Source organism: Nonomuraea roseola (assembly GCF_039535395.1).
GTDB classification, from domain to species: Bacteria; Actinomycetota; Actinomycetes; order Streptosporangiales; family Streptosporangiaceae; genus Nonomuraea; species Nonomuraea roseola.
On sequence record NZ_BAAAXC010000015.1, the window covers coordinates 953,307 to 979,454 of the forward strand.

Genomic DNA, 26,148 nt, shown 5'->3' on the forward strand with positions numbered 1-26,148 from the left:
GCCCAACTCTCAAGATATGCCGGGGTCCTGGCTGGACCCCGGCGGAGTGTGTCAGTTGTCGCCAGAGGTGAGCGCGGTGTACTCCTCCGCGCTCAGCAGGTCCTCGGGGTCGCCTTCCAGGCGGACGCGGAACATCCAGCCCTCGCCGTACGGCTCACTGTTGACCAGGTCGGGCTTGTCGACGACGGCCTGGTTGACCTCGACGACCTCGCCGCCGACCGGGGCGTAGATCTCGCTCACCGACTTGGTCGACTCGACCTCGCCGATGGAGTCGCCCGCCTCGACGGTGGTGCCGACCTCGGGAAGCTGCACGAAGACCACGTCACCCAGCGCTTCGGCCGCGTAGGCGGTGATGCCCACGGTCACGGTCAGGCCGTCGTCGAGTCCGGCGACCCACTCGTGCTCCTTGGTGTAGCTCAGGTCGTCAGGGATGGTGCTCACTTGTTCCTCCTGTAGAAAGGCAGCTCCACCAGGTCCACAGCCTCTTGGCTGCCCCGGATGTCAACGGCCAGACCTTCTTCTATCCCAGTGTCCACATACGCCATCGCGATGGGCTTACCGAGGGTCTGCGACGGGGCGCCGCTGGTCACCTCGCCCACCACGACGCCGTCCTTGGTGACCGGGAACCCGTGACGCGGGACCCGGCGGCCCGTCGCGACCAGGCCGACGAGTCGGCGGCGCGGCGGAACATCCTTGACGGGCTCCAGCGCGGCCCTGCCGACGAAGTCACCCGGCTTGTCGAACTTCACCACGCGGCCGAGGCCGGCGTCGAACGGCGTGAGCGAGACGTTGAGCTCGTTGCCGTAGAGAGGCATGCCCGCCTCGAGGCGCAGGGTGTCGCGGCTGGACAGGCCCGCGGGCAGCAGGCCGTACGGCTCGCCCGCCTTCGTCAGCGCGTGCCACAGCGGCGCGGCGTCGGCGTTGGCGACGAACAGCTCGAAGCCGTCCTCGCCGGTGTATCCGGTGCGCGCGATCAGCGCTTCGGCGCCCGCGACGGTGCCGGGCAGGCCCGCGTAGTACTTCAGGCCCTCGAGGTCGGCGTCGGTGAGCGTGGCCAGGATCTCCTGGGCCTTCGGGCCCTGGACTGCGATGAGCGCGTACTGGTCGGAGCGGTCCTCGACGGAGGCGCCGAAGCCGGAGGCGCGCTCGGTGAGCCGCGCGGCGACCATCGGGTAGTTGGAGGCGTTGGCGACGACCATGAACTCCTCGTCGCCGAGCCGGTAGACGATGAGGTCGTCGAGCACGCCGCCCTGCTCGTTCACGATCATCGTGTAGCGGGCGCGGCCGACGGCCAGCGCCGAGAGGTGGCCGACCAGCGCGTGGTCGAGCGCCTGACCCGCCTGCGGCCCGGTCACGAAGATCTCACCCATGTGGGACAGGTCGAACAGCCCGGCCCGCTCGCGGACGGCGTTGTGCTCGGCGGACTCGCTGCCGTAGCGCAGCGGCATCAGCCAGCCGGCGAAGTCGGTCAGCGTGGCGCCGAGACTCTCGTGGATGTCTCGCAGCGGCGTCGGTCGGGACATTGTGCGCACCTCAGAATGGGTCGGATGCCAGGATCCTCCCCCTCTGTCATCGGTGCCTGAGAGCTTCGCCCGAATTTTCCCGGACTTTCACCTTCGGCGAGGCCCAACAGGCCTGCTTTCCAGAGGTCACCTGGCCCGCGCGGTCCTTTGCCTTGAGAGGTTCGCGGGGAGGGCTTGCTCCTTCAGGGGTCATGGCCGGCTGCCAGGACGCTCTCCCGCGTGGGTTCATCGGTGTATGAGGGCAAGCCTAGTACGGATTCGACCACCAAGGGAAAGGTGCGGGCGGGGGGACTCGAACCCCCACAGTGTCTCCACCAACAGGACCTAAACCTGCCGCGTATGCCTATTTCGCCACGCCCGCGCGACTCCCGCTCAGAATAGCGCCCAGGACGGCGGCGGAGATACTCGTTCACGATCAAGCCCGCCCGTGCGGCGGGCCCGATCGTGAGACCTCAGACGAGGCCGAGCTTCTTCTTCAGCGCCGCCACGTGTCCCGTGGCCTTCACGTTGTAGAGCGCCTGCTCGATCTTCCCGTCGGCGTCGATCACGAAGGTCGAGCGGATCACGCCGACGACCTCCTTGCCGTACAGCTTCTTGGCGCCGTACGCGCCGTACGCCTTGTGCACCTCGAGGCCGGGGTCGGACAGCAGAGGGAAGGTCAGCGCGTCGCGCTCGACGAACTTGACCAGCTTGTCGGCCTTGTCCTTCGACACGCCGAGCACCACGAAACCCTCGTCGGCGAGCAGGCTTAGATTGTCGCGGAAATCGCACGCCTGCTTGGTGCACCCCGGCGTCATCGCGGCGGGGTAGAAGTACAGGATGACGCGCTTGCCACGGAAGGCGTCGAGGGAGACGGCGCCGCCGTCGGCTGCGGGCAGCGAGAAGTCCGGCGCGGCGTCGCCGGGCTGGAGCTTGGTTTCGGTCACGGGTCCTCCTTAGACGGCCCAACCTACCTCGCGCCCGCTGTGCCGTCCGGCACCGCGACCTGACAGACTGATCACCTGAGAGAGGAGAGCCATGGCCGACACCGACCCCGATGAGCTGGAGCGCCGGATCGCGCGGACGCGCGCGGAGCTCGCCCAGACCGTCGACGCCATCGCCGACCGGGTGAGCCCGAAGCGCGTCGCCCAGCGCGGCGTGGAGGAGGTCAAGTCGAGGGCCGAGCACCTGGTGTCGTCGGTCGGCGACCTCGTGGGCATCACGCCGCGGCCTGTGCGCTTCGGCGACGACCCCGATGACCTGTGGGAGGACGAGCAGCCCAACCTCGGTCCCGCGCTGATCGCCGTGGGCGCCGTGCTGGTGATCGGCGCCACGCTGGTGATGTGGAGAAGGCGCAGGCGGGGCTGAGTCAGAGGAAGGTCTTGCCCTCTCCCCTGTAGGTCGGGACCTCCTCGACGACCTTGTCGCCCTCCACGAGCAGCAGGCCGGCGAACCGCTCGCACAGCTCGCCCGCCTTCGCGTGGCGGAACCACACCCTGTCTCCCACGCGCAGGTCCTCGGCGGGCTGGCCGAGCAGCGGTGTCTGCACCTCGCCCGCGCCCTCGTCGGCCGAGTAGCGCAACCCGGGGGGCAGGTACGGCTGGGGCAGCCGCGAGGGGCCGGGCGCCCCCGAGGCCAGGTAGCCGCCGCCGAGCACGGTGACCACGTCAGGCGCGGGACGGCGGACCACCGGCAGCGCGAACAGCGCGGCGGGACGCCCGCTGAAGCCGCGGTAGAAGTCGAAGAGCCTGGGGTGGAAGAAGCCCGACCCCGCCGCGCACTCGGTGACCGCCTTCTCCCTGACCGTACGCTCGATGCTGCCGGTGCCGCCGCCGTTGACGAACTCCAGGTCGGCCACCTGCCTGACGGCGTTGACGACGCGGCCGCGCCGCAGGATCAGCTCCCTGGCCGAGCGCGCCTGCATCAGCCTGATGACACGGGCGAAGGCGGCGCTGCCCTGAGGGTCGTCGCCGACGCCCGCGATCTGCGCCTCGTAGGCCATGAGGCCGACCAGCCTGAAGCCAGGACGCTTGGCGACGTCGGCCGCCAGGTCGGCGGCGTGCACGGGCTCGCGCACCGGCGAGCGCAGGGCGCCCGCGCGGAAGCGCCCGCCGAAGGCGACGTAACCGGCGTCGAGGTCGAGGCAGAGGCGCAGCGGCGGGCTGTTCGCCGGCACGGCGGCCTCGATGTAGTCGAGGTGCTCGGCGGAGTCGACCATGAGGGTGATCTCTCTCGCCGCCCGCTCCGACGCCGCGAGCCTGGCCAGCGCCGCCCTGTCGGCGGTCGGGTAGGCCACGAGCACGTCGGAGAGGCCGTGGGAGACCAGCCACAGCGCTTCGGGCAGGGTGAAGGCCATGACGCCGCGGAAGCCGTCCATGGCGAGGATGCGCTCCAGGATCGGGCGCGATCTGACGGACTTGCTCGCGACCCTGATCGGCTTGCCGCCCGCCCTGCGCACCAGGCTCTCCGCGTTGGCCCGCAGCGCCTCCATGTCGAGGATCGCGAAGGGCGGATCGAGCTCCGCTGTGGCCCTGTCGTAGCGCTGGCGGTCGTCCATACAAGCAGGGTAATACCGATGCTCGCGGGCAAAGATCCCGCAAATCGGCGGCGGGGAGGGCTTTATGGCCGGGCGGGCCCCTGTACCTCTGGTCGGTGTGATGACAACACTCCAGGAGCTCCTGCCTGGCGGAGCCGCCCTGACCGAAGGGGACACGCCTCGCCGCAGGGCGGCGAGAGTGCTCAAGCCCGCGCGTACCCCCGCGGGCGTCGTGGTCTCCGCCACCCTGGCGGTGCTCTTCTCGCTGACCGCCGCCGAGGTCGTCGCCGCACTGCTGGGCGGCAGGCTCGGCCTGGTGCCGATCGACAGGGTGGCGGACCTGGCCGCAGCCACCCCGTGGTCGCATCCGAACCTGCAGTCGGGCGCCCTGGTCGCCGCGGTCGTGGGGCTGGTGCTGCTCGGGCTCGCGGTGCTGCCGGGCAGGGCCAGGCTGCTGGCGCTGGGGACCTCCGATTCGAGGCTGGTCATCGGCATCACCAGGACGGGGCTGCGGCGCACGCTCAAGACCGCGGCCGAGGACGTCGACGGCGTGGAGAGCGTCAGGGTACGGCTGCGCCGCCGCATGATCGAGGTCACGGTCGTCTCCGACGCCGAGCGCACGGGCGCGATGCTGCGCAGGGCGGGCGTCGCCGTCGGCGACAGGTTGAACGGGCTGGGCGCGATCTACGCGGGCGAGGTCGCCGTGCGGCTGCGCAGGAAGGGGCTCTGATGCGGCAGTACGCGGGCAACAGGATCGGCCTGGCCGTGGTGGGTTTCGTCCTGCTGTCCGGCGGCGCCTACGCCTTCCTGCGTGGCTCGGGACGGCTGCCGCAGGCCAAGGACGGCAAGGTGCTGTCCGTCGACGTTTCCGCCTACCTCGCCGCCCACCCGTGGATCTCGTGGGCGGGCGCGCTGGCGCTGGTCATGGCCGCCATGGTCGCCACCAGATGGCTGCTCATGGCGCTCGGCTGGGGCCGCTTCGGCCACCGTTCCGGCACGGGGACGGCGCTGCTGTGCGTCGGGCTGAAGGACGTGGAGGGCATCAGCCGTACCAAGGTGAGGCTCGTCGGCGCCGACCGGATGCGGATCTCGGTGACCTGCCCCTCCAGCGCGGACGTCGGCGCGGTGGTCGGCAAGCTGGACCGCGAGATCGTCGGCAGGATCAGGCGCGACGTCGGAGATGACGGCATGGGCGCGCTGGTCCGCCTCCACGTCCGCCGCTGAGCGTCTCCCCCGCCGCCCATACCGGGCAGGACGGCCGCCCTGGCAGCATGTCCCCATGATCCTGCCGCGCAGGCCCGTGCCGGCCCTCGCCTACCTGTCCGTGGCGTTCGTCCTCGGCGCCACGGTGGCCGTCACCCTCCTGGTGGACACCGAGCTCGTCCTGCTCAACGACACGCTCTTCCATCCGACCCTCTTCGGGATCGTCGCGATCCTTACCGGCGGCCTGGGCGTCAGGGAGCTGGTGAGGCCCGTCGCGTGGGCGAGGGCGGCGACCGTGACCGCGATGGTGGTCGCCATCCTCGTCTGGCTGCGGATCGGGCTCGTGTGGTCGATCTTCCCCTCGACCGAGATCGGATTCGTCGACGGGCCGGGCCCGCTCAGCGTCCGGGTGGTGGAGCAGTCGGGCATGTTCGAGCCCACGACCACGCTCAGTGTCCGCACCGACGAGGGGCTGTTCAGCCGCGAGTGGCCGCTCGACTGCCCTGGCTTCGACATGGACGAGGAGGTGCTTCACCTGGTCCGGTGGGTCGGCGCGGACAGGGTGGAGGTGCACCTGCCGGACGAGGAGCCGATCGGGGTCGACCTCGACCCCGCGACGGGCCGGCCCGTGGACGCGTGCCGGTAGGCGCTCAGCCGGTCGGGGTGGGGACGGGCGTCGGGACGCGGGTCTTGCCCGGCCCGGGGAACGGCACCGTCGGCGGATGAGCGGGATAGACGGGATACGGGTACGGGTAGGCGCAGGTTCTGCCGCCTGGGGTGTGCCAGCACTCGCCGGGCTGCTGCCAGCCGTACCTCATGGGGCTCTGCCACTGGGCGGGATGGCGGTCGGTGATGCGATGGAGCACGGCGACCGCGCCGCCGCCGAGGATCGCGCCGATCAGCAGTCCGATGAGCCCCGCGCCGATGATCTGCGTGTACTTCTGCCGGACGAAGGCCGCGAAGCCGTCACTGTGAGCAGGAGGCGCAGGCCGAGGCGGTAAGGGGGCGGAAGCGGGTGGTGGGGCGCTCTCGGGGTCTGGGCCGCGCGGTGCTTCCTCTTCACCGCGCGGCCCGTCGGCGTGATCATGATCCGCCATCACGATCTCCCTTTACTCGCCCCAGAGGGCGCTCCCAATGCACAAGAATGCCGGACCCCCCATAAATACCGTGTAAATGCGGCGTGCGACCAGGGTCGTACACCGACCTCCACCTCCAGGGGGAAGGAGGCACGCGCGGGCCTCCGTAGAGTGATGACGTGTTCGGCAAGATTCGCGCCTGGTCCCAGCGCCACCCCAAGCTCGTGGACTCCCTGTGGCTGGCGCCACTGGTCGGGCTGTGCGTCATGACCGCCATCAGTTACACCTCGCTCGGGCGCGCTCCCATCGGTCTGGCCGGCTACCTGGCCCTGTCGGCGGCGCTGCTGGTGCCGCTGTTCTGGCGGGGCAGCCATCCGCGCGTCGTCTTCGCGATCGTCTCCCTGACCAGCTTCTTCCAGTGGCTGGCCGCCGTCGACGCCTTCCCCGCCAACGCCGCGGTGCTGGTGGCCCTCTACACCGTGGCCACCAGGTGCGCGTTCAGGTGGGCGCTGGCCGCCGGCCTGGTGTCAGAGTTCGGGATCTTCCTCGCGCTCGTGCAGTGGGACACCGTCTCCCTCAGCACGTTCTTCGGCTGCACGGTCTTCGTGGTCACGATCTGGCTCACCGGCCTGTACGCCAACACCCGCCATCGCTACCTCGAGGGCCTGGAGGAGCGGGCCGAAAGGGCCGAACGCGAGCGTGACCACCAGGCCAGGATGGCCGCCGCCGCCGAGCGGGCCAGGATCGCCAGGGAGCTGCACGACGTGGTCGCGCACAACGTCAGCGTGATCATCGTCCAGGCCGACGGGGCGGGCTTCGCCATCGACAGCGACCCCGAGCAGGCACGCAAGGCCGTACAGGCGATCTCGAGGACCGGCAGGGAGGCGCTGGCGGAGATGCGGCGCATGGTCGGGGTCCTGAGGGAGGACGGCCCAGGCGCCGCCGACTACACTCCGCAGCCGGGGCTCGCGCAGCTCGAGGAGCTGGTGCGCGGCTCGGGCCTGCCGGTGGACCTGCGGGTCACCGGCGCCCCGCAGGAGCTGCCCGAGGGCGAGCAGCTGGCGGTCTACCGGCTCGTGCAGGAGGCTCTGACCAACACGCTCAAGCACGGCGGTCCGGGGGCGCGCGCCCTGGTGGAGATGGAGTACGGCATGCACGAGCTCGTGGTGCGCGTGACCGACGACGGCAGAGGCGCCGCCGCGCCGCGCAGCCCCGACGGGCACGGCCTGCTCGGCATGCGGGAGCGCGTCTCCATGTACGGCGGCGCCGTCCAGGCCGCGCCCAGGCCGGGGGGCGGCTTCGAGGTGCTGGCCAGGCTGCCGGTCGCGGCATGATCAGGGTGATGCTGGTCGACGACCAGGAGCTGCTGAGGGCCGGGTTCAAGATGGTGCTCGCCGCCCAGCCCGACATCGAGGTGGTGGCCGAGGCGGCCGACGGGGCCCAGGCGCTGGAGCGGCTGGAGACGACCGAGGTGGACGTGGTCCTCATGGACGTGCGCATGCCCACCATGGACGGCGTCGAGGCCACCCGCAGGATCGAGGGGCCGAAGGTGCTCATCCTGACCACCTTCGACCTCGACGAGTACGCCTACTCCGCGATCAAGGCGGGCGCCTCGGGCTTCCTGCTGAAGGACGTGCCGCCCTCCGACCTGGTGAGCGCGATCCGTTCGGTGCACAACGGCGACGCGGTGATGGCGCCGAGCGCCACGCGCAGGCTCCTCGACAGGTTCGGCTCGCACCTCACCACCGACAGGCTGCCCGACGGGAGCCTGCTGACCGCCCGCGAGCGCGAGGTCATGCTGCTGGTGGGCAGGGGGCTGTCCAACACCGAGATCGCCGAGCGGCTCACCCTGGCGGAGGCGACGGTGAAGACCCACCTGGGCAGGGTGCTGGCCAAGCTGGAGCTGCGCGACAGGGCGCAGGTGGTGGTCTACGTGTACGAGGCGGGGCTGATCGTGCCGTCGTCGGATCGGCCGAAAGGTTGACCGGGGTCATCTGAGGGGTGACAGGAAGTCCGTCCTCAAGGCCCAGGGAAGGCCCGTTTCGCGCCCCTAGCGTGATCTGCGTGACGACGAACATGACATTCACCCAGGCCCCGCCCGCCGTCGTGGCCAGAGACGTGACGAAGACCTACGGCCTCGGTGACGCGCAGGTGCACGCGCTGAGGGGGGTGGACGTCGCGTTCGCCACCGGCGCCTTCACCGCGATCATGGGCCCTTCCGGCTCGGGCAAGTCGACGCTGATGCACTGCCTCGCGGGGCTCGACACGGTGACCTCCGGCACCGTCTCCATCGGCGACGTCGAGCTGACGGGGCTGGGCGACAAGCAGCTCACGCACCTGCGCAGGGACCGGATCGGCTTCATCTTCCAGGCCTTCAACCTGCTGCCCACGCTGACCGCCGAGCAGAACATCAGGCTGCCGCTGGAGATCGCTGGACGGCAGGCCGACCAGCTCCTGTTCGACCGCGTGATCCAGACCGTGGGGCTGCGCGACCGCCTCGGCCACAAGCCGACCGAGCTGTCGGGCGGCCAGCAGCAGCGCGTGGCCGTCGCCAGGGCGCTGATCAGCAAGCCTCAGGTGATCTTCGCTGACGAGCCCACGGGCAACCTCGACTCGCGCAGCGGCGCCGAGGTGCTGTCCTTCCTGCGCACGAGCGTGCGGGAGCTGGGCCAGACCATCGTGATGGTCACCCACGACCCCCTCGCCGCCTCCTACGCCGACAGAGTCGTCTTCCTGCGCGACGGCGAGCTGGTCACCGAGATCTCCGAGCCCACCCCGCAGACGGTCCTCGACACCCTGATGAAGCTGGAGGCCTGAGTCCGTTGATCAGGACGACTCTCGCCGGACTGAAGGCGCACAAGCTGCGCCTCCTGCTCACCTCCGTGGCGATCACGCTGGGCGTGGGCTTCATCGCGGGCACGTTCGTGCTCACCGACACCATCCAGGCCGGTTTCCTGCAGAAGGTCACGGCGGACGCCGGCAGGGTGGCGGTCGCCGTCCTGCCGTCTCAAGACGGGCAGCTGCCTGAGCAGGTGCTGGAGAAGGTACGCGGGATCGAGGGCGTGACCGGCGCGCAGGGCCTGGTGCGTGGCAGCGCGCCGCTGCTCGGCGCCGACGGCAAGGCGGTCGGCGACCTTCCGACCTCCGCGGTCTCCGTCAGCGACCGCACGACCATCACCGAAGGCGCGGCCCCCTCGGGCGACGCCGAGGCGATCGTGGACACCAACACCGCGAGGGCGCAGAACTTCAAGGTCGGCGACACCGTCGCGGTGCTCGACCAGAAGGGTGCCAAGCACGACTTCAGGCTCGTCGGCCTGTTCGACGTCGGCCTCGACCAGGAGCTCGGCTACACCGGGGCGGTCGGCTTCACCACCGCGACGGCGCAGCTCATGACGGGCGAGAAGGGCTACCGCGAGATCGACGTGACGGGCGCCGACCCTGACGCGCTCAAGCGGGCCATCGCCGCCGCCGTCGGCGGAGGCTACGAGCTCAAGACCGGCAAGGAGCTGGCCGCGGCCCTGTCGAAGAGCAACGGCGTCGAGCTGGAGTTCATCACGCTGGGCCTGCTGATCTTCGGCCTGATCGCGATGATGGTCGCCGCGCTGGTCATCTACAACACCTTCAACATCCTGGTGGCCCAGCGGACCAAGGAGATGGCGCTGCTGCGCTGCATCGGCGCGACGCGGGGCCAGGTGTTCGGCTCGATCCTGCTGGAGTCGGTGGTCGTCGGCCTGCTCTCCTCCGTGCTCGGCCTGGCCACGGGCTACGGGCTGGGCGCCGGGGCCATGGCCCTGCTCAGGGCGTTCGACGCGCCGCTGCCCACCGGCCTGGCCGCCACGCTCGCGCCCAGGACGATCGCCATCGGCCTGGTGGTCGGTCTCGTGGTCACCGTGGGCGCGGCGCTGCTGCCGGCCCGCTCGGCCACCGCCGTCGCGCCGATCGCGGCGCTGCGCGCCCAGGCGGAGGAGCAGACCTTCCGCGCGGGACTGGTCCGCGTGCTGCTCGCCGGGCTGCTGCTCCTGGCCGGGATCGGCGCCACCACCATGGCCGTGATGATGGAGCCCGGCAGCCAGGCGCCGCTGTTCATCGCGATGGCCGGCTGCTCGCTCGTCTTCCTCGCCGTGCTGGTCCTCGGCCCTGTGCTGGTCAAGCCGCTCAGCGCGCTGGTGGGCTGGATCCCCGGCAGGCTGTTCGGGGTGCCTGGCAGGCTGGCCGTGGACAACTCGGGCCGCAATCCGAGGCGGGCGGCGACCACCACGATCGCGTTGACCATCGGCGTGACGCTGATGACGCTCATCTCGGTGATCACCGCCTCGACGCGGGTGTCGATGGCCGCCAAGCTCGACTCCCAGTTCCCCGCCGACTACCTGATCACCGCCCAGGCGAGGGACGCCTCGATCCCCCGCTCGATCGGCGAGGGGCTGAGGGGCAGGCCCGAGCTCGACTCGGTCATCCAGCTGCGTGAGACGAGCGCCATGCTCGGCAGGAACGAGACCATGGTCGGTACCTTCGCGGGGCCCGCCGCCATCAAGAGCCTCGGCCCCGGCGAAGTGGCGGTCTCCGCGTCCCTGGCCAAGGAGTGGGGCCTGCGCAAGGGCTCCCCCGTCGAGCTCAAGACCAAGAGAGCGGGCACGGTCACGCTGAAGGTCAGCCAGCTGCTCGACAGCGAGAGCCTCCTGCCCGCGGTGACCGTGACCGCCCGCTCCTACGACGAGTACTTCGGCAGGACGCCGGACTCGACGGTCTACGTCAAGATCAAGGACGGCGTCGATCCCGACCGGACCAGGAAGATGGTGGAGGCGGCCACCGCGGCCCACCCGACCGTGCAGGTGATCAGCTCCACCGACGTCCGAGGACAGTACGACGACACGCTGGACATGACCCTCATGATCGTCACCGGCCTGCTGGGGCTGGCGATCCTCATCTCGCTGCTGGGCATCGCCAACACGCTCTCGCTGTCGGTCCACGAACGCACCCGCGAGTCGGCCCTGCTGCGGGCGCTCGGCCTGACCAGGGCGCAGCTGCGCAGGATGCTCTCGGTGGAGGCGCTGGTGCTCGGCCTGATCGGCGCGCTGGTCGGGGTCACACTCGGCATCGCCTTCGGCTGGGCGGCCGTCAGAACGATGATGGATGGCGCGACCCTGATGGTGCCGTTCGCGCAGATCGCCCTGTTCGTGGCGCTGTCGGGCCTGGCAGGGGTCGTGGCGGCCGTGCTGCCGGCGAGAAAGGCCGCCAGGGCCTCGATCGTGGGCTCGCTGGCCGCGGGCTGAGCGACGGGCGGTGGCCCTGGCTGTCAGCGGGGGCGGCGGCCAGGCCACTGCTCGGCCACGGTCTCGGGGTTGAGCAGCGGTCTGATCACCACCTCGCCCGTGCTGCCGTCGATGACCACGCAGCCACCGCCGACCGTCTCGGGAAGGACCGTGGGGTCTTCGGGCTCGGGCGTCCTGGCCCACACCACGTAGCCGTCGCCGAAGGCGTACAGGCCCAGCTCCACCGGCTCTCTTGCGGCGCCGTTGAAGTACTCCTCCGCGACCGCGCGCGCCTGGTCCAGGTTCACCCCTGCTCCCCCCGCCTGTCGACGATCGCGCAGAACACCCCTGCCACCCGCTCGTAGGGCGGCTCCACCGCCATGTGCCCGCGCTGGCCGTCGATCCAGATGACCTCGCCCTCGGAGTTGACGGCGTTCCACGCGTGCGAGCCGCCGCCGGGCCAGCGGACCACGATGACCGCGGCCGCCCCGTGTCCCGCCTCCGACAGGCGTCGCGCGATCAGCGGGTAGGCGTGGCGGCCCTGGCCGACGTGCTCGAGCCGGCGGCCGATCCACCGCTCCATCCTGACAGTGCCGCCGGTCTCCCCCGTGAGCAGCGGCCTGCCCACCGCGTCGTACTCGGGCCGCCGAGGCGCGGCCACCACCGGCTCCCCGTGCCAGGTGGAGAGCACCGCGAGCGCGCAGTCGGCCGCGTTGCTCGCCCTGAAGGGGTCCGCGGCGGGCCCCATCCCGTTGACCAGCCGCACCCACGTGCCCCGCGGGTCGGCGAAGCGCGCACCCTCGGGCACCGCGCGCATCAGGTCCGCCTCCGACTGCGGGTCGGCGCGGGCCAGCCCGCCCTTCACGTCGTACGGCCGGCACTCGGTCAGCCTCGGCGGCCGGTGCGGAAGGTCGAACCAGTCGTGATCACTCGGAACGGCCCCCTGCGCCGAATCGGCGGCCCGTTCGTAGTCGCGCCATCGCACCCCGTCGGCGATCAGCGGGTCGTACCTGCCCTCGGGAAGGCTCTCGCGAAACATCTCGCCGCCTCCTTCGTGTTCGACGACCGATCGTAGGCGGCCGATCGCACTCAGTCAGGAGCTTCGGAGATTTCCGAGGTGAAAGCAGGTCCTTCAGGCCACCCGTACGCTGACGGAGTGCCAGCCGGTCGCGCCGTCGGGCGCGATCGGGGTCTGCTGCCCCGTCTGGGTACGGCCCGCCGCGTCGGTCGCCCTCACCTCGATGGTGTGCTCGCCCGCGGGGGCGTCCCAGTCGAGCGCCCACTGCCGCCAGGTGTCGGGCCCCGGCACCTGCGCCAGCCTCGCCCGCTGCCACGCGCCGCCGTCGATGCGCACCTCCACGGCCTCGATCCCGGTGTGCTGCGCCCACGCCACCCCCGCCACGGTCGTCCGGCCCGCCTGGACGGTCTGGCCCTGCCTGGGCAGGTCGATCCGCGACTGGGTCTTGATCGGCCCCTTCTCCGCCCAGCCTCTCGGCGTCCAGTAGGCCTTGTCGGTGTCGAACCTCGTCACCTTGATGTCCACGACCCACTTGGTGGCCGACACGTATCCGTACAGCCCTGGCACGACCTGCCTGACGGGGAAGCCGTGCTCCACCGGCAGCGCCTCGCCGTTCATCGCGAAGGCGAACAGCGCGTCGCGACCGTCCATCACCACGTCCACCGGGGTGCCGCAGGTGAAGCCGTCCGCCGACCTCGACAGCAGCATGTCGGCGTCGGCGCGCAGCCCCGCCTGCCTGAGGACGTCGGCCATCCGCACCCCGAGCCAGCGCGCGTTGCCCACGTACGGCCCGCCGACCTCGTTCGACACGCAGGTCAGCGTGATGTCGGCCTCGGTGAGCGGCCTCCTGAGCAGGTCGTCGAAGGTCAGCTCGACGGGCCTGTCCACCAGCCCGTGGATGCGCAGCGTCCAGTCCTTCGGGTCGACCTGCGGGACGACGATGGCGGTGTCGACGCGGTAGAAGTCCTTGTTGGGCGTGACGAAGGGCGAGAGCCCGTCGAGGCGCAGGTCCGCTCCCCGGGGCAGCGGCGCGGCCGGAGTGCCCGGTCTGGGCAGGGCTATCTCCGCGCGCGCGGTGTCGGCCACCCTGCGCCCTGACAGCACCTGCCCCGCCAGCCCCGACGCGCCCGCCACCGCGAGCCCGCCCGCCACGCCGACCATGAGGCGGCGCCGGTCGAAGACGTACAGCTGTGCCCCTGCCCGCATGACGGCGGGCCGTTCGGGCTCCGCCGACTCCTCGGGGGCCGGACGGGCCGGTGAGCCTTCGCCAGGAAGGACTTCGGTCCGCGCCTCACCGGCCTGAGTGACCGCGCGGCCGAGCAGCAGCGTCAGCGCCCATGATCCGGCCAGCGCTCCCACCACCGTGGACAGGCCGTCGAGGGCGCCCGCGTCGGGCCTGGTGAGCACCGCCAGCAGCCCCACGACGGCGAACAGGGCGAAGCCCGCCTGCCCGAGGCGGACGCTCCGCCTGGACAGCACGCCGATCCCCGCCGCCACCGACGTCAGGACCACCGACACCCCGCTCACCAGAACGGTCTTGTCGCTCTCACCGAAGGTCCTGATCGCCCATTCCTTCAGCGGAGCGGGCGAGAGGTCCACCGCCGCGTCCGCCACGGCCACGATGGGGAAGGAGTCAGGCGCCAGCACCGCCGCGACCACGTAGGCGACGCCGAGCGCCACCGCCCCCGCGACCACACCGGCCAGCGCGCCCGCCCATGCGGGAACCACCTTGTTGCTGTCCACAACCCCGACGCTACGCCGACGGAGCGGAGGGAGATCTTACGGCCCTGTTACGAAGACCCGCGGTCAGCTCAGCAGCGAGACGACGATGGGGGCGAGAGCGCGGAAGGCGCGGCCCCTGTGACTGATGGCGTCCTTCTCCTCGGCCGACATCTCCGCCGTCGTGCGCGACTCACTGTCGGGCACGAAGATCGGGTCGTAGCCGAAGCCGTTGACGCCGCGGCGCTGCCTCAGCAGGCTGCCCTGGAGCACACCCTCGACCACCCGCTCCTCACCCGAGGGCAGCGCCAGCGCCGCCGAGCAGGTGAAGTGGGCGGTCCTGCGCTCGTCGGGGACGTCGGAGACCTGCGCGAGCAGCAGGTCGAGGTTGGCGTCGTCGTCGCCGTGCCTGCCCGACCACCGCGCGGAGAAGACGCCCGGCATGCCGTTGAGCGCGTCGACACACAGCCCCGAGTCGTCGGCCACCGCGGGCAGGCCCGAACCCTGGGCGACGGCGTGCGCCTTGAGCAGGGCGTTCTCGGCGAACGTCAGCCCGGTCTCGGCCACCTCGCCGATCTCGGGGAACTCCTCGAGACCGACCACGTCGAACCCGCCGAGGATGCGGCGCAGCTCGACGATCTTGCCCGCGTTGCGGGTCGCCAGCACGATCCTCATCGGCCCAGTGCCTCCTGCTGGTGGAGGGTGAGCTCCTCGCACCCGGCCACCGCCAGGTCGAGCAGCTGGTCGAGCGCCCGCCTGTCGAAGGGGGCGCCCTCGGCGGTGCCCTGCACCTCGACGAAGGTGCCCGACCCCGTCATCACGACGTTCATGTCGGTCTCGGCCGCGACGTCCTCGACGTAGCAGAGGTCGAGCATCGGCGTGGACTTGACCACGCCGACCGACACCGCGGCCACCGAGTCGACGAGCGGGTCGCCCGGGCACATCTTGCGCTCGCGCATCCACGCGACGGCGTCGGCCAGCGCGACGTAGGCGCCGGTGATCGCCGCGGTGCGGGTGCCGCCGTCGGCTTGCAGGACGTCGCAGTCGAGGACGATCGAGTTCTCGCCGAGCGCCTTGTAGTCGACGCAGGCGCGCAGCGAGCGGCCGATCAGCCTGGAGATCTCGTGAGTGCGGCCGCCGATCCTGCCCTTGACCGACTCGCGGTCGTTGCGGGTGTTGGTCGCCCTCGGCAGCATGGCGTACTCGGCCGTCACCCAGCCCTGGCCGCTGCCCCTGCGCCAGCGCGGAACGCTGTCCTGGACGGAGGCCGCGCAGAGCACGCGGGTGCCGCCGAACTCGACCAGCACCGAGCCCTCGGCGTGGCCGAGCCACCCCCTGGTGATCTTCACGGGGCGAAGCTGGTCAGGTGTGCGTCCATCCTGTCGAGACATGCAGATCACCCTATCCCCGTGCAGGAACAGTCATGCCAGGGAGTACTCGGCGCCGCTGGCGGCCAGCTCGATCGGCCCGTCGAAGCCGCCGCCCGCGGCCTCCTCCAGCACCCTCGCGCTGTCGTTCCACGGCACCAGATGAGTCAGCACGAGCCTGCCGACCTCCGCCTTCGCCGCGTGAGCCGCGGCCTGCCGTCCCGTCAGGTGCAGGTCGGGGGTCAGGTCGGGGGCCTCGAGGAAGGATGCCTCGCACAGCAGCAGGTCGGCGCCCTCGGCCAGTCTCACCAGCTCGTCGCACTCGCCGGTGTCGCCCGAGTAGGCGAGCGTCACGCCGCCGTGCGTGACACGGAAGCCGTAGGCCTCGACGGGATGGTTCACCAGCCCCGCGGTGATCTCGAAGGGGCCGACGGCGAACCGGCCAGGCGACAGGGCGGAGAAGGCGAAGGCGGTCTCGAGGCCGGGCTCCTCCGGCATGCCGTAGGCCGCGGCCAGCCTGCGCGGGGCGTCCGCGGGCGCGTGCACGGGAATGCGCGGGTACGGCGCGGCGGGGCCGTACGTGCGGGCCACGTGGTAGCCGCAGATGTCGAGACAGTGGTCGGCGTGCAGATGCGACAGGCAGATGGCGTCGACGTCGTACAGGCCGATGTGGCGTTGGAGGGCGCCGAGGGAGCCGCTGCCGAAGTCGAGCAGCATCCTGAACCCCTCGGCCTCGACCAGGTAGCAGGAGGCGGGGCTGTCAGGCCCCGGGAAGCTGCCTGAGCATCCGACGATCGTGACCTTCATGAGGACCTCCCGTTCGAGGTGGTGCTACCCCCAACAGCGGCCTGCTCGACCGCGTCGATCTCGGGTCCGAGAAAACGCCTGCCCAGCTGGGCGAAGAGCGCGGAGTCGCCGGTCGCGCGGAAACGGTGCAGGGGGGAGGTGGCACCGTTGACGAGACCGCGGTCGTGCAGGATCCGGTAGACGTCCTTGGCCGTCTCCTCCGCGCTGGAGACGAGCGTGACGCCGTCGCCCGCGACGTAGGAGATCGCGCCGGTGAGCAGCGGGTAGTGGGTGCAGCCCAGGATGAGGGTGTCGCATCCCGCCTCCTGGATGGGGGCGAGATATTCACGCACGGCCTCGATGAGCTGCTCGCTCATCGTCTCGCCGCGCTCCACGTACTCCACCAGGCGAGGTGCGGCCACGCCTGTGAGGCTCACGTCGGGGGCGGCGGCGAAGGCGTCGTGGTAGGCCATCGACTCGATCGTGGCGCGGGTGGCGATGACGCCGACCCTGCCGTTGCGCGTCGCCTTGACCGCGCGTCTGGTCGCCGGCTGGATCACCTCGACCACCGGCACGTCGTAGCGCTCCCGGGCGTCGCGCAGGACCGCCGCGCTCGCGCTGTTGCAGGCGATGACCAGCATCTTGACGTCATGCTCCACGAGGTGGTCCATCACCTCCAGCGCGTACTTGCGGACCTCGGCGATCCGCTTCGGCCCGTATGGCTGGCGGGCCGTGTCGGCCACGTAGGTGATGGACTCGTGGGGCAGCTGATCAATGATCGCTCTGGCGACCGTCAGGCCGCCGACCCCGCTGTCGAAGATTCCAATGCTCGCGTCCGGCACGCTTCAGAGGGTAGGCGACCTGCGAGATCGCAACAGCGTAAGAATCCTCACACGGCGTTTTTCAGCCCCGTCCGACGCGGGCGAGCTGCCGCGACTGCGCCACCAGCCGTCCCGCCGAGTCCCAGACCTCGACCTCCTCGTCGAACCAGCCGTCGGCGATGAGCCTGCCGCCTCCCAGCAGCGTGAGCCAGCCGGGCGCGGGCAGCGCCCTCAGATGCCAGGTCAGGTCGACGGTCGGAGCCCATCCGCGCAGCCCCGCCGAGAACACCACGGGCGGCAGGGCGTCGACCGCCAGCGCCAGCACGTAGGGGTCGGGGTCCTGGGGCTCGGCCATCCTGAAGTAGGCGCGCGCCTCGGGGCGGCCTGTCGGGGCGCCGTTGAGCCAGCCGATCGTGGGCGGGTCGAAACGCATCTCCATCTGCGCGTTCAGCGTCATGCCCGACTCGGGCCTGGGGTCGGGCAGCCTGACGCAATCGTCCACGGCCGGCATCGCCACACCGGGCTCCTCCGCGTAGAGCGGCTCCACCGCGGTCAGCGTGGCGGTCGTGACCAACGCCTCGAGCTGCGCCACGTCGTCCTGCACCAGTCTCGCCCTGGTGAACGCCGCCGTCCTGCCCGTCTTCACCTGCTCCACCACGACCTTGGCGGGGCCCGGCCTGGGCGAGCGCAGGAACTGCGTGGTCGTGCTCACCGGATGCTCGTGCGGGGAGGCGTCGACCACGGCCCGCAGGATCACCGCCATCAGGTAGCCGCCGTTGAGCGGCCCGCCGATGGAGTAGCCGGGATCGAGGCACACGTCGTAGGTGCTCTCGTCGATCCTGATCGCCTGCGTCGCCTCGTCGAACTTCGTCATACCTGCTCCCGAACTAAGTTCTAGTGGCTCCATACTCTACGACATCTCGCCATCAGCGCGCCTACCTGCGGAAACACCCCCTGGGTGGAACAGTTGGATCATGAGTTTGACAGCCCTCATGGGGCAGTCGGTATGGGACGTGCACGGCGTCTGGGTCGGCCACGTCGTCGACGTCCGCGTGGTCAGGACCAGGTCCGAGTCCATGCAGAGCCACACCGTCATAGGCCTCGTGGTGTCGGCGAGACGCGCCCCCTTCCTGCTCGGGATGACGCGCGACAGGCAGGGCAGGTGGGGCTGGCTCTCGGAGCTGCTGGCCCGGGTGGTCTACGCGGGATGCACGTTCGTCCCGTGGGAGAGCGTGGACTCCAGCGACACGGGCGAGGTGCATCTGAAGGCCATGCGCAAGGAGCTGACACGCGTCTAGCTGGATCACAAAACGGGCGTTTCAGTGCTTTGCAACCAGCGCTCTAGTCACATGCACTAACTTCTCAGTGGTCAATAAGTCCACTTTGTGAGTTGAGTGATGTCGGCGAATCTCCCCCCTGGCGGCCAGGACCCTGAGCGGACCACGGCCTACCGTTGGAATCAGGACCAGCCCCCGGCGCAGGGCGGTCAGCCGTACCAGCAGCCGTACCCACCCCAGCAGCCTCAGTACGGGCAGCAGCAGAACCAGCAGCAGCCCTACAACCAGCAGCAGCCTTACCAGCAGCCACAGCAGCCTCAGCAGCCGCAGTACGGCCAGCAGCAGGGCTACGGCCAGCAGCAGCCCTCCTATGGACAGCCGCAGCAGCCCGCCTACGGGCAGCAGCCGCAGTACGGGCAGCAGCAGCAGCCGCAGTACGGGCAGCAGCAGAACCAGCAGCAGCAGTCGTTCTCCTACGGTGAGCAGACCGTGCAGGAGCCCGCGCCCTGGCAGCAGGGCTCCGAGGGCTGGGGCCCGCCGCAGCAGCCGCCCGCCAAGAAGAGCGGCAGGGGCTGGCTGATCGCCGGCATCGCCGCGCTCCTGGTGGTGCTCGTCGGCGGCGGCGGCGTCTGGGCCGCGGGCGCGTTCCTCGGCGGCGGCGGCACGCAGCCCCACGAGGTGCTGCCCGCCGGCGCGATGGCCTACGTGCGGCTCGACCTCGACCCCGCGGCCAACCAGAAGCTCGCGCTGTTCGCCCTGGCCAAGAAGTTCACCGTCACCAAGGACAGGTTCACCGGCGACGACCCGCGCAAGGCGCTCTTCGACGCGGTCAAGGCCGACAGCGAGGACCTGGCGAAGGTCGACTTCGCCAAGGACGTCGACCCGTGGCTGGGCAGCAGGATCGGCATGGCCGTCCTCGCACCCGCCGCCGCGGGTAAGGAGCCCGGCTTCGCCGTGGCCGTCCAGGTGAAGGACGAGGCGCAGGCCAAGGCCGGCATCGCCAAGCTGATGGGCGACGACAAGTACGGCCTCGCCTTCCGCGACGACTACGCGATCATCTCCGCCGACCAGGCGAACGCCGACAAGCACGCCACCGGCCCGACCCTGTCCGAGAGCGCCGACTTCACCGGCGACCTCGACGCGCTGGGCGAGCCCGGTGTGCTGTCGATGTGGATGAACGCCGGCAAGGTCGCCGAGCTCGGTGGCGAGGCCCTGCCCGCGGAGAACAAGGCGATGCTGAAGAACGCCAGGTTCGCCGCGGCGCTCCGCTTCGACTCCGCCTACGCCGAGTTCGCCGGCATCGTCCGCGGCGCCGAGGCCATGGCCGTCGGCGACCCGCAGGCCGCCGACATCTCGACGCTCCCCACCTCCACGGTGGGCGCGCTGTCGATCTCCGGCATGGACGAGGCGATCACCAAGCAGTGGAGCCAGCTGCAGAAGAGCATGGCGGCCACCCCCGACGGCGCCTCCTTCCAGCAGTTCGTGGACATGGCCCAGCAGAAGTACGGCCTGGCCCTGCCCGCCGACCTGGCGACGCTGCTCGGCAAGAACCTCACCGTCGCGCTCGACGGCGACGGCCTGGCGAACATGGGTCAGAGCGGTCAGCTGCCCAAGGTCGGCGTCCGCATCGTCACCGACCCCGCCAAGGCGCAGGAGGTCATCGGCAAGATCGAGAAGTCCTTCACCGACGCGGGCCAGCCCGCTCCGCAGATCGCGAAGGTCCCCGGCGACGGCACGCTGACACTGGCGACCACGCCTGAGTACGCCAAGCAGCTGTCGGAGGGCGGCACGCTCGGCGACAGCGAGGCCTTCAAGACGGCCATCCCCGACGCCGGAAGCTCCACCTTCGCGCTCTTCGTCGACGTGGACAAGCTGGAGCCGCTCTACCTGAACAGCCTCTCCGGCGACGACCAGGCCAACGCCAAGGTCTTCAGCGCCGTGGGACTCAGCGGCAAGCAGAGCGGCGGCGAGGCCAGCTTCTCGCTCCGCGTCCTGTTCAACTAGCCCGACCCGAAGGGGTCGCCGCCACGGCTGGCGGCGACCCCTTCGTCATGTTCGCAGACCCGCGAAGCCCGCCCGAGCGACACCGCTTCGTGGTGGCCACCGAGGATCTCTCGCGCGCCGACCCGGTCCCCGCCATCCTGGCGTGGCTGCGCGCCCATCCTGCGGTGACGGCCGCGCTGGGCGGGCCCGACCGGGTCGGCGCCTACTCCGAGGAGCCGTACCCGCGGCTGCGGGTGGCGTACTGACTGCAGGCTCAAAAGCCTGGCCACTGGCGTTCACGTAGCGCCGTCGGTGGCACATAGGGCAAAGACCTTGAAGGTGACGCCCGTGAAAGTTCCTACACCGTTGACTATCGCGTACCAGGCACGCGCCACATCGCCGTCTTTGGGTGGGCGGCCCGCCTCATCGCGCGGTCCACTGGCCTGCACCCAGCCAGTGGACCCCGAGTCGCGGTCGTCGGTCGAACTGACTCCGCCGCCTACCGCTCGCCGGCCCGCCGGACATTTCGCCGTAGCGGTGCCCACGTCGAAACCTGGCACCCGCCTGAACGTGGTTTCTTCGACGATCGCGTCCGATGTCGCCGAGCACAAGGCGAACACCCTCCAGGGGCGCGGACCGGTGTCGGTTTCATAGATTGCCGTCCAGCTGCGCGCCACATCCGCGTCGGTCGTGTTCTCCGGCAGGCCCGTCTCGTCTCGCGGGGCGCTGATCCTCACAAGGCTGTTGACGGCGTCGTCGTTCTGAACGGCCCCACCAACCTCGCCAATTTCGCCGCCCACCACCCGCCGGCCTGCTGGACACGTGGCAAGTGCACCAGCGTTGGTGCCGGGTGCAACCGTGAAGGGCGAGAAAGGTCGTGTGGCCCCCACCGGCCCGTGCACCACTCCTTGCACGCGACGCAAACCGCGCTCCTCCCGCACGATCCGCGATCTGGGTCCCCAACCCGTCAGCCGCCACCCGCACGGGGGGCGGCTTCCAGGCGTGGGAGGCCCCGTGGATTCCGAGAACTTGTTCGTCGCGCAGATCGCTGCGCTCTCCCATTCGTCAGGCTCTCAGGCCCAGAGTTGGCCCTCCAGGCGGTCCTCCGCCTCGTCGAGTGTGCCCTCGTAGGCGCCGGTCGACAGGTACTTCCATCCGCCGTCGGCCACCACGAACGCGATGTCGGCCCGCACGCCCGCCTTCACCGCCTTGGCCGCCATGCCCAGCGCCGCGTGCAGGGCCGCGCCGGTGGAGACGCCCGCGAAGATGCCCTCGGCCGCCAGCAGTTCCCTGGTACGGCGCAGCGCGTCGCCCGAGCCGACCGAGAAGCGCGTCGTCAGCACCGACTCGTCGTACAGCTCGGGGATGAAGCCCTCGTCCACGTTGCGCAGGCCGTACACCAGCTCGCCGTAGCGCGGCTCGGCGGCGACGATCTGCACGTCGGGACGGTGCTCGCGCAGGTAGCGGCCCACGCCCATGAGCGTGCCCGTGGTGCCGAGGCCCGCGACGAAGTGGGTGACGGTCGGCAGGTCCTCGAGGATCTCGGGGCCCGTGCTCTCGTAGTGGGAGCGCCAGTTGGCCGGGTTGCCGTACTGGTAGAGCATCACCCATGACGGGTTCTCCGCCGCGAGCTGCTTGGCCACCCTGACCGCCTCGTTCGACCCCCCGGCGGCGGGCGAGGAGATGATCTCCGAGCCCCACATCCGCAGCAGCTGGCGGCGCTCGTCGGAGGTGTTCTCGGGCATGACGCAGATCAGCTTGTAACCCTTCAGCCTGGCCGACATGGCCAGCGAGATGCCGGTGTTGCCGCTGGTGGGCTCGAGGATGGTGCAGCCCGGGGTGAGCAGGCCGTCCTTCTCCGCCTGCTCGATCATCCACAGCGCGGGGCGGTCCTTGATCGACCCTGTGGGGTTACGGTCCTCGAGCTTGGCCCAGATCCGCACGTCGTCGGAGGGCGAGAGCCTGGGCAGTCCCACGAGCGGGGTGCGACCGACGGAGTCGATCAGAGAGTCAAAACGCATGATGTACGGCTTCCGCTTCGGCGTTCACAGGGATCTGGATGAAACGGGCCGCCGAACCTCGGCGCCCCTCGAAACCGCTCGTCTCCGGCGGCCAGGACCACCCCCAGGACCTATGCCCCGGAGACCACGACCAACCCCGCCCCTCGACCCGAAGACCTCACGGCTCCGGGGAGGACCCTTGAAGACCTACGACCCTTGGAGACCTGCGGCCGCGTAGATCCGCGGCTCGGAGATCCGCAGGCCCGAAGACTTTGCGGATCCGAAGCCTCAGCGGCCCGATGCGGGTCCGAAGACTCTGCCGGTCCCCAGACCTCATGCTCCCAGCCCTCCCTGACCCGAAGAGCCGCTGTCCCGAAGACCAGCGACCCCGAAGACCTCCGGGCCCGGCAGCCGGTCACCCGGCGGGCGGGCGTGGGTGCTGGGGGTGCTAGCGGGAGCCGCCCGCGACCGCGGGGAGCACGGTCACGGTGTCGCCGTCGGCGACGGGCGTGCCGAGCCCGCCCAGGAAGCGGACGTCCTCGTCGTTGAGATAGACGTTCACGAAGCGCCGCAGCGCCCCCTGGTCGACCAGACGGTCCTTGATGCCCGGGTGCTGGGCCTCCAGGTTGCTGATCAGCTCGTCGAGCGTGGCGCCCTCGGCGTCGACGGCTTTCGCGCCGTCGGTGTAGGTGCGCAGGATGGTCGGGATGCGAACCTCGATGGCCATCGCGGGTCAGTCTCCTCATTCATGTCGTCGTCCACCGGGCAAACACCGGTGAGGGAAAAGGGATTCCGTGGAACTGCCGGTCAGCGACAGTCGTAGACGACGACAGACGGAGTGTGCGCGAAGAGGAAGCTCTGCACAGGCCGGACCGTCATGGACAGCAGTTTACCCATGGCGCGAGCGGCATGGACTCGCCGTCTCACGTGATGGTCACCTCCTCCTCGGTGATCACCCCGTCGACGATGCGGTAGGACCGGAGCTCGACCTTCTCGCCCAGATCCTCCCTGGTGGAGACGAGCACGTAGTGGGCGTCCGGCTCGGAGGCGTAGCTCACGTCGGTGCGCGAGGGGTAGGCCTCGGTGGCGGTGTGCGAGTGGTAGATCACGACGGGCTCCTCGTCGCGGTCGTCCATCTCGCGCCACACCCGCAGCTGCTCCATGGAGTCGAAGCGGTAGAAGGTGGGCGAGCGCTCGGCGTTCTCCATCGGGACGAACCGCTCGGGAACGCCACCACGCCCGGCGATCACCCCGCAAGCCTCGTCGGGGTGGTCGGCGCGGGCATGCGCAATGATCTTGTCGACAAGATCCTGCGAGATCGTCAGCATGGAGCAGAGATTACCTGGGCGGCCAGAACCGCCTCGACGCCCGGTGCCGTGCCGCACGACGGCCGGGCAGGACCGCCTCCCTTCCAGGGGACACGAGCCGAGCCGGTGCCTCACCAGAGGGCGCGGACCAAGGTGTCCTGGAGGTAGGTCAGCCAGTCGTAGGTCACGAACGCCGGGTACCGGGGATCGTCCTCGGACATCGTCGCGATCTCCTCATGCACCTCCTCGGTCACCTCCAGCCGCGTGCCGAGCGCCAGCCGTACGTCGTTGAGCGAGCGCAGCCACGCCTGGGCCTGCTCGGCCGTGAGCTCCGTGCGCCCGGGATGGGCGGTGTCGAGCATCGTCTGGGCGTCGGCCCGCTTGCCGTCGCGCAGCGTCGCCTCGGTGTAGCGGCGGAACTCGCCCGCCTCGGTCTCGTCGGCGTAGGCGGAGGGGAAGAGCCTGGCCAGCACGGGATCGGTCGGCTGCTGCGCGGAGCCGATGCCGAGCGCCCGCTCCAGCGGGTCGTCACCGGTCTCGCCGGGCGCCACCAGGCCGAGCACCTGGGTCACCAGCGAGCGCAGGATCGAGACCTCCGCGGCCTCGAACTGCGCGATGACCCCACCGCCGTGACGGGACTTGAAGCCCGAACTCACCTGCACCACCTCACGAGAGCGAGTCCGACTGGAGCGTCGCCCAGAGGCCGTAGGAGTGAAGAATCTGCACATCGCGTTCCATCTCTTCACGCGTGCCGCTCGACACGACGGCCTTGCCCTTGTGGTGGACGTCCATCATGAGCTTCTCGGCCTTCTCCTTGGAGTAGCCGAACACGGTCTGGAACACATAAGTCACGTACGACATCAGGTTGACCGGGTCATTCCAGACGATCGTGACCCATGGCAGATCGGGCCGGACGTCCGATGAAGGACGCTCGACGGCGATTGGAGCGGTGCTACCCACATCCTCGAGTCTGCCCTATCTGGGCCGTAGTCTCGAACTCGTGAGAATGACCATGAGCACTGCGTTGCTCACAGATCACTATGAGCTGACGATGTTGCAGGCCGCCCTCCGCAGTGGCGCGGCCCACCGGCGGGCGGTCTTCGAGGTGTTCGCGCGCCATTTGCCCGGAGGGCGGCGGTATGGGGTGGTCGCCGGCACCGGCAGAGTGCTGGACGAACTGCGGCACTTCCGCTTCGGTGAGGAAGAGCTCGCCTTCCTCCGCGAGCACAGTGTCGTCGACGAGCCGACTCTGGCGTTTCTGGCCGATTACCGATTTTCCGGGAGCTTGTACGGCTACCGCGAAGGCGATCTCTACTTCCCCGCCTCGCCGATCATGGTCGTGGAGGGCACGTTCGCCGAGGCCGTCCTCCTCGAGACCATGATCCTTTCTATCCTCAACCACGACTGCGCGATCGCCTCGGCCGCCTCCCGCATGACCAACGCCGCCGCAGGCAGGCCGCTCATCGAGATGGGCTCACGCCGTACGCACGAGAGGGCCGCGGTGGCCGCCGCCCGCGCCGCCTACATCGCCGGCTTCTCCTTCACCTCCAACCTGATGGCAGGGCGCGAGTTCGGCGTCCCCACGGCAGGTACGGCGGCGCACGCCTTCACGCTGCTGCACGACAGCGAGCGCGAAGCCTTCCAGGCGCAGATCGCCTCGCTCGGCGAGAGCACCACGCTGCTGGTCGACACCTACGACGTACCCGACGCCGTGCGCACGGCGGTGGAGCTGGCGGGGCCGAAGCTCGGCGCGGTCAGGATCGACTCGGGCGACCTGGCAGCCGCCGCCCAGGAGGTGCGCGAGCAGCTCGACGCGCTCGGCGCGTTCAACACCCGCATCCTGGTCACCTCCGACCTGGACGAGTACGCCATCGCGGCGTTGGCCGCCGCCCCCGTCGACGGGTACGGCGTCGGCACCTCCCTCGTCACGGGCTCCGGCGTGCCGACCGCCGCGCTCGTCTACAAGCTGGTGGCCAGGGAGACGGCCTCGGGCACGCTCGAGCCGGTGGCGAAGCGCTCGGTGGGCAAGCCGTCGCGCGGCGGCCGCAAGGAGGCCTTCCGCCTGCTGGACGAGCAGGGCAGGTTCGAGACCGAGGTGGTCACGACCTCGGGCGTCGCGCCAGAGGGCGGGCTCCCTCTCCTGCACGAGCTGGTCGTGGACGGCGAGATCGTCGGAGCCGAGCCGCTGACCTCCGCCCGCGACAGGCACCGCGAGACGGTCGCCCTGCTCCCCCAGGACGCGCTCCACCTCGGCAGGGGCTACGCGGCCATCCCCACCGAGTTCGCCTGACCCGCTCGCCCCGC

The 26,148-nt window shown here is 70.4% G+C and carries 31 protein-coding genes, 1 tRNA gene and 2 riboswitches; of the genes, 12 read left to right on the forward strand and 20 right to left on the reverse strand.

Annotation, left to right across the window (positions count from 1 at the left end; all coding sequences use genetic code 11):
- Positions 1 to 51 precede the first annotated feature (51 nt).
- From gcvH to bcp, 4 genes are all read right to left on the reverse strand, one after another.
- Positions 52 to 441 carry a glycine cleavage system protein GcvH gene (gene gcvH, locus ABFX55_RS27500; RefSeq protein WP_183648903.1) on the reverse strand — a complete coding sequence of 130 codons (390 nt, stop codon included), beginning with the start codon at positions 439 to 441 and terminating at the stop codon, positions 52 to 54.
- Entirely contained in the window at positions 438 to 1,523 is a 1,086-nt protein-coding gene (gene gcvT, locus ABFX55_RS27505; RefSeq protein ID WP_346125640.1) for a glycine cleavage system aminomethyltransferase GcvT, read from the reverse strand. The genes gcvH and gcvT overlap by 4 nt, the downstream gene beginning before the upstream one ends.
- A gap of 33 nt (positions 1,524 to 1,556) precedes the next feature.
- Positions 1,557 to 1,653, reverse strand: a riboswitch (glycine riboswitch).
- A riboswitch (glycine riboswitch) is annotated at positions 1,654 to 1,751 on the reverse strand. It lies immediately after the preceding riboswitch.
- 49 nt (positions 1,752 to 1,800) lie between these two features.
- A tRNA-Leu gene (locus ABFX55_RS27510) sits at positions 1,801 to 1,884 on the reverse strand.
- A gap of 91 nt (positions 1,885 to 1,975) precedes the next feature.
- Positions 1,976 to 2,449 carry a thioredoxin-dependent thiol peroxidase gene (gene bcp / locus ABFX55_RS27515; RefSeq protein ID WP_346125642.1) on the reverse strand — a complete coding sequence of 158 codons (474 nt, stop codon included), beginning with the start codon at positions 2,447 to 2,449 and terminating at the stop codon, positions 1,976 to 1,978.
- Between the two features lie 91 nt (positions 2,450 to 2,540).
- Between bcp and ABFX55_RS27520 the strand changes: the two genes are divergently transcribed.
- Positions 2,541 to 2,870: a DUF3618 domain-containing protein gene (locus ABFX55_RS27520; RefSeq protein WP_346125644.1), complete on the forward strand. Its 330-nt coding sequence runs from the start codon at positions 2,541 to 2,543 to the stop codon at positions 2,868 to 2,870.
- 1 nt (position 2,871) lies between these two features.
- Here the strand turns inward: ABFX55_RS27520 and ABFX55_RS27525 are convergent, their stop codons facing one another.
- Positions 2,872 to 4,059 (reverse strand): amino acid deaminase/aldolase, encoded by a 1,188-nt coding sequence (locus ABFX55_RS27525; RefSeq protein WP_346125646.1) that lies wholly within the window; start codon positions 4,057 to 4,059, stop codon positions 2,872 to 2,874.
- Between the two features lie 100 nt (positions 4,060 to 4,159).
- On the opposite strand from ABFX55_RS27525, the gene ABFX55_RS27530 reads away from it, so the two are divergent.
- The 3 genes from ABFX55_RS27530 to ABFX55_RS27540 are packed head-to-tail and all read left to right on the forward strand — an operon-like array spanning position 4,160 to position 5,887.
- Positions 4,160 to 4,768: a DUF6286 domain-containing protein gene (locus ABFX55_RS27530; RefSeq protein ID WP_346125648.1), complete on the forward strand. Its 609-nt coding sequence runs from the start codon at positions 4,160 to 4,162 to the stop codon at positions 4,766 to 4,768.
- Positions 4,768 to 5,262: a hypothetical protein gene (locus ABFX55_RS27535; protein ID WP_346125650.1), complete on the forward strand. Its 495-nt coding sequence runs from the start codon at positions 4,768 to 4,770 to the stop codon at positions 5,260 to 5,262. The genes ABFX55_RS27530 and ABFX55_RS27535 overlap by 1 nt, the downstream gene beginning before the upstream one ends.
- Before the next feature lie 55 nt (positions 5,263 to 5,317).
- Entirely contained in the window at positions 5,318 to 5,887 is a 570-nt protein-coding gene (locus ABFX55_RS27540; protein WP_346125652.1) for a hypothetical protein, read from the forward strand.
- A gap of 4 nt (positions 5,888 to 5,891) precedes the next feature.
- Here the strand turns inward: ABFX55_RS27540 and ABFX55_RS27545 are convergent, their stop codons facing one another.
- Positions 5,892 to 6,338 (reverse strand): hypothetical protein, encoded by a 447-nt coding sequence (locus ABFX55_RS27545; protein ID WP_346125654.1) that lies wholly within the window; start codon positions 6,336 to 6,338, stop codon positions 5,892 to 5,894.
- A 158-nt stretch (positions 6,339 to 6,496) separates the two neighbouring features.
- On the opposite strand from ABFX55_RS27545, the gene ABFX55_RS27550 reads away from it, so the two are divergent.
- The 4 genes from ABFX55_RS27550 to ABFX55_RS27565 all read left to right on the forward strand — a co-directional run bounded on the left by ABFX55_RS27550 (position 6,497) and on the right by ABFX55_RS27565 (position 11,587).
- Positions 6,497 to 7,651, forward strand: coding sequence for a sensor histidine kinase (locus ABFX55_RS27550; protein WP_346125656.1), 1,155 nt, complete (start codon positions 6,497 to 6,499; stop codon positions 7,649 to 7,651).
- Positions 7,648 to 8,301, forward strand: coding sequence for a response regulator transcription factor (locus tag ABFX55_RS27555; RefSeq protein WP_346125657.1), 654 nt, complete (start codon positions 7,648 to 7,650; stop codon positions 8,299 to 8,301). Before ABFX55_RS27550 ends, ABFX55_RS27555 begins: the two co-directional genes overlap by 4 nt.
- A gap of 92 nt (positions 8,302 to 8,393) precedes the next feature.
- Positions 8,394 to 9,134 (forward strand): ABC transporter ATP-binding protein, encoded by a 741-nt coding sequence (locus ABFX55_RS27560; RefSeq protein WP_346131264.1) that lies wholly within the window; start codon positions 8,394 to 8,396, stop codon positions 9,132 to 9,134.
- A gap of 5 nt (positions 9,135 to 9,139) precedes the next feature.
- The gene (locus ABFX55_RS27565; RefSeq protein WP_346125659.1) at positions 9,140 to 11,587 is read left to right on the forward strand and encodes an ABC transporter permease; all 2,448 of its coding nucleotides are present in this window, start codon (positions 9,140 to 9,142) and stop codon (positions 11,585 to 11,587) included.
- Between the two features lie 23 nt (positions 11,588 to 11,610).
- Here ABFX55_RS27565 and ABFX55_RS27570 read toward each other — a convergent pair whose 3' ends face one another.
- The 8 genes from ABFX55_RS27570 to ABFX55_RS27605 all read right to left on the reverse strand — a co-directional run bounded on the left by ABFX55_RS27570 (position 11,611) and on the right by ABFX55_RS27605 (position 18,151).
- A complete protein-coding gene (locus ABFX55_RS27570; protein WP_346125661.1) occupies positions 11,611 to 11,874 on the reverse strand; it encodes a hypothetical protein in 264 nt (87 codons plus the stop codon).
- The gene (locus ABFX55_RS27575) at positions 11,871 to 12,605 is read right to left on the reverse strand and encodes a toxin glutamine deamidase domain-containing protein (RefSeq protein ID WP_346125663.1); all 735 of its coding nucleotides are present in this window, start codon (positions 12,603 to 12,605) and stop codon (positions 11,871 to 11,873) included. Before ABFX55_RS27575 ends, ABFX55_RS27570 begins: the two co-directional genes overlap by 4 nt.
- 93 nt (positions 12,606 to 12,698) lie before the next feature.
- Entirely contained in the window at positions 12,699 to 14,327 is a 1,629-nt protein-coding gene (locus ABFX55_RS27580) for a molybdopterin-dependent oxidoreductase (RefSeq protein WP_346125665.1), read from the reverse strand.
- Positions 14,328 to 14,390: 63 nt separating this feature from the next.
- The gene (gene rdgB / locus ABFX55_RS27585; RefSeq protein ID WP_346125667.1) at positions 14,391 to 14,978 is read right to left on the reverse strand and encodes an RdgB/HAM1 family non-canonical purine NTP pyrophosphatase; all 588 of its coding nucleotides are present in this window, start codon (positions 14,976 to 14,978) and stop codon (positions 14,391 to 14,393) included.
- Complete coding sequence (gene rph, locus ABFX55_RS27590) at positions 14,975 to 15,694, reverse strand: ribonuclease PH (protein ID WP_183648944.1); 720 nt, start codon at positions 15,692 to 15,694, stop codon at positions 14,975 to 14,977. The genes rdgB and rph overlap by 4 nt, the downstream gene beginning before the upstream one ends.
- Positions 15,695 to 15,724: 30 nt before the next feature.
- On the reverse strand, positions 15,725 to 16,477 hold the full coding sequence (locus ABFX55_RS27595) for an MBL fold metallo-hydrolase (protein WP_346125669.1): 753 nt from the start codon (positions 16,475 to 16,477) through the stop codon (positions 15,725 to 15,727).
- Complete coding sequence (gene murI / locus ABFX55_RS27600; RefSeq protein WP_346125671.1) at positions 16,474 to 17,298, reverse strand: glutamate racemase; 825 nt, start codon at positions 17,296 to 17,298, stop codon at positions 16,474 to 16,476. Before murI ends, ABFX55_RS27595 begins: the two co-directional genes overlap by 4 nt.
- 61 nt (positions 17,299 to 17,359) lie before the next feature.
- The gene (locus ABFX55_RS27605) at positions 17,360 to 18,151 is read right to left on the reverse strand and encodes a thioesterase family protein (protein WP_346125673.1); all 792 of its coding nucleotides are present in this window, start codon (positions 18,149 to 18,151) and stop codon (positions 17,360 to 17,362) included.
- 100 nt (positions 18,152 to 18,251) lie between these two features.
- Between ABFX55_RS27605 and ABFX55_RS27610 the strand changes: the two genes are divergently transcribed.
- From ABFX55_RS27610 to ABFX55_RS27620, 3 genes are all read left to right on the forward strand, one after another.
- A complete protein-coding gene (locus ABFX55_RS27610) occupies positions 18,252 to 18,575 on the forward strand; it encodes a hypothetical protein (RefSeq protein WP_346125675.1) in 324 nt (107 codons plus the stop codon).
- 99 nt (positions 18,576 to 18,674) lie between these two features.
- Positions 18,675 to 20,558 carry a DUF3352 domain-containing protein gene (locus ABFX55_RS27615; RefSeq protein ID WP_346125677.1) on the forward strand — a complete coding sequence of 628 codons (1,884 nt, stop codon included), beginning with the start codon at positions 18,675 to 18,677 and terminating at the stop codon, positions 20,556 to 20,558.
- Positions 20,559 to 20,605: 47 nt separating this feature from the next.
- Positions 20,606 to 20,803, forward strand: a complete 198-nt coding sequence (locus ABFX55_RS27620) for a hypothetical protein (RefSeq protein ID WP_346125679.1) — start codon at positions 20,606 to 20,608, stop codon at positions 20,801 to 20,803.
- Positions 20,804 to 20,833: 30 nt separating this feature from the next.
- Here ABFX55_RS27620 and ABFX55_RS27625 read toward each other — a convergent pair whose 3' ends face one another.
- From ABFX55_RS27625 to clpS, 6 genes are all read right to left on the reverse strand, one after another.
- Positions 20,834 to 21,340 (reverse strand): hypothetical protein, encoded by a 507-nt coding sequence (locus tag ABFX55_RS27625; RefSeq protein WP_346125681.1) that lies wholly within the window; start codon positions 21,338 to 21,340, stop codon positions 20,834 to 20,836.
- A gap of 270 nt (positions 21,341 to 21,610) precedes the next feature.
- Positions 21,611 to 22,558 (reverse strand): PLP-dependent cysteine synthase family protein, encoded by a 948-nt coding sequence (locus ABFX55_RS27630; protein WP_346125683.1) that lies wholly within the window; start codon positions 22,556 to 22,558, stop codon positions 21,611 to 21,613.
- 427 nt (positions 22,559 to 22,985) lie between these two features.
- Positions 22,986 to 23,264 (reverse strand): MoaD/ThiS family protein, encoded by a 279-nt coding sequence (locus ABFX55_RS27635; protein ID WP_192780346.1) that lies wholly within the window; start codon positions 23,262 to 23,264, stop codon positions 22,986 to 22,988.
- Positions 23,265 to 23,460: 196 nt separating this feature from the next.
- The gene (locus tag ABFX55_RS27640) at positions 23,461 to 23,865 is read right to left on the reverse strand and encodes a M67 family metallopeptidase (RefSeq protein ID WP_346125685.1); all 405 of its coding nucleotides are present in this window, start codon (positions 23,863 to 23,865) and stop codon (positions 23,461 to 23,463) included.
- A 110-nt stretch (positions 23,866 to 23,975) separates the two neighbouring features.
- Positions 23,976 to 24,500, reverse strand: coding sequence for a DUF2017 domain-containing protein (locus ABFX55_RS27645; protein WP_183648965.1), 525 nt, complete (start codon positions 24,498 to 24,500; stop codon positions 23,976 to 23,978).
- Positions 24,501 to 24,510: 10 nt separating this feature from the next.
- The gene (clpS, locus tag ABFX55_RS27650) at positions 24,511 to 24,804 is read right to left on the reverse strand and encodes an ATP-dependent Clp protease adapter ClpS (protein WP_183648967.1); all 294 of its coding nucleotides are present in this window, start codon (positions 24,802 to 24,804) and stop codon (positions 24,511 to 24,513) included.
- A gap of 46 nt (positions 24,805 to 24,850) precedes the next feature.
- On the opposite strand from clpS, the gene ABFX55_RS27655 reads away from it, so the two are divergent.
- Positions 24,851 to 26,134 carry a nicotinate phosphoribosyltransferase gene (locus tag ABFX55_RS27655; RefSeq protein WP_346131266.1) on the forward strand — a complete coding sequence of 428 codons (1,284 nt, stop codon included), beginning with the start codon at positions 24,851 to 24,853 and terminating at the stop codon, positions 26,132 to 26,134.
- The last annotated feature ends 14 nt before the right edge of the window (positions 26,135 to 26,148 follow it).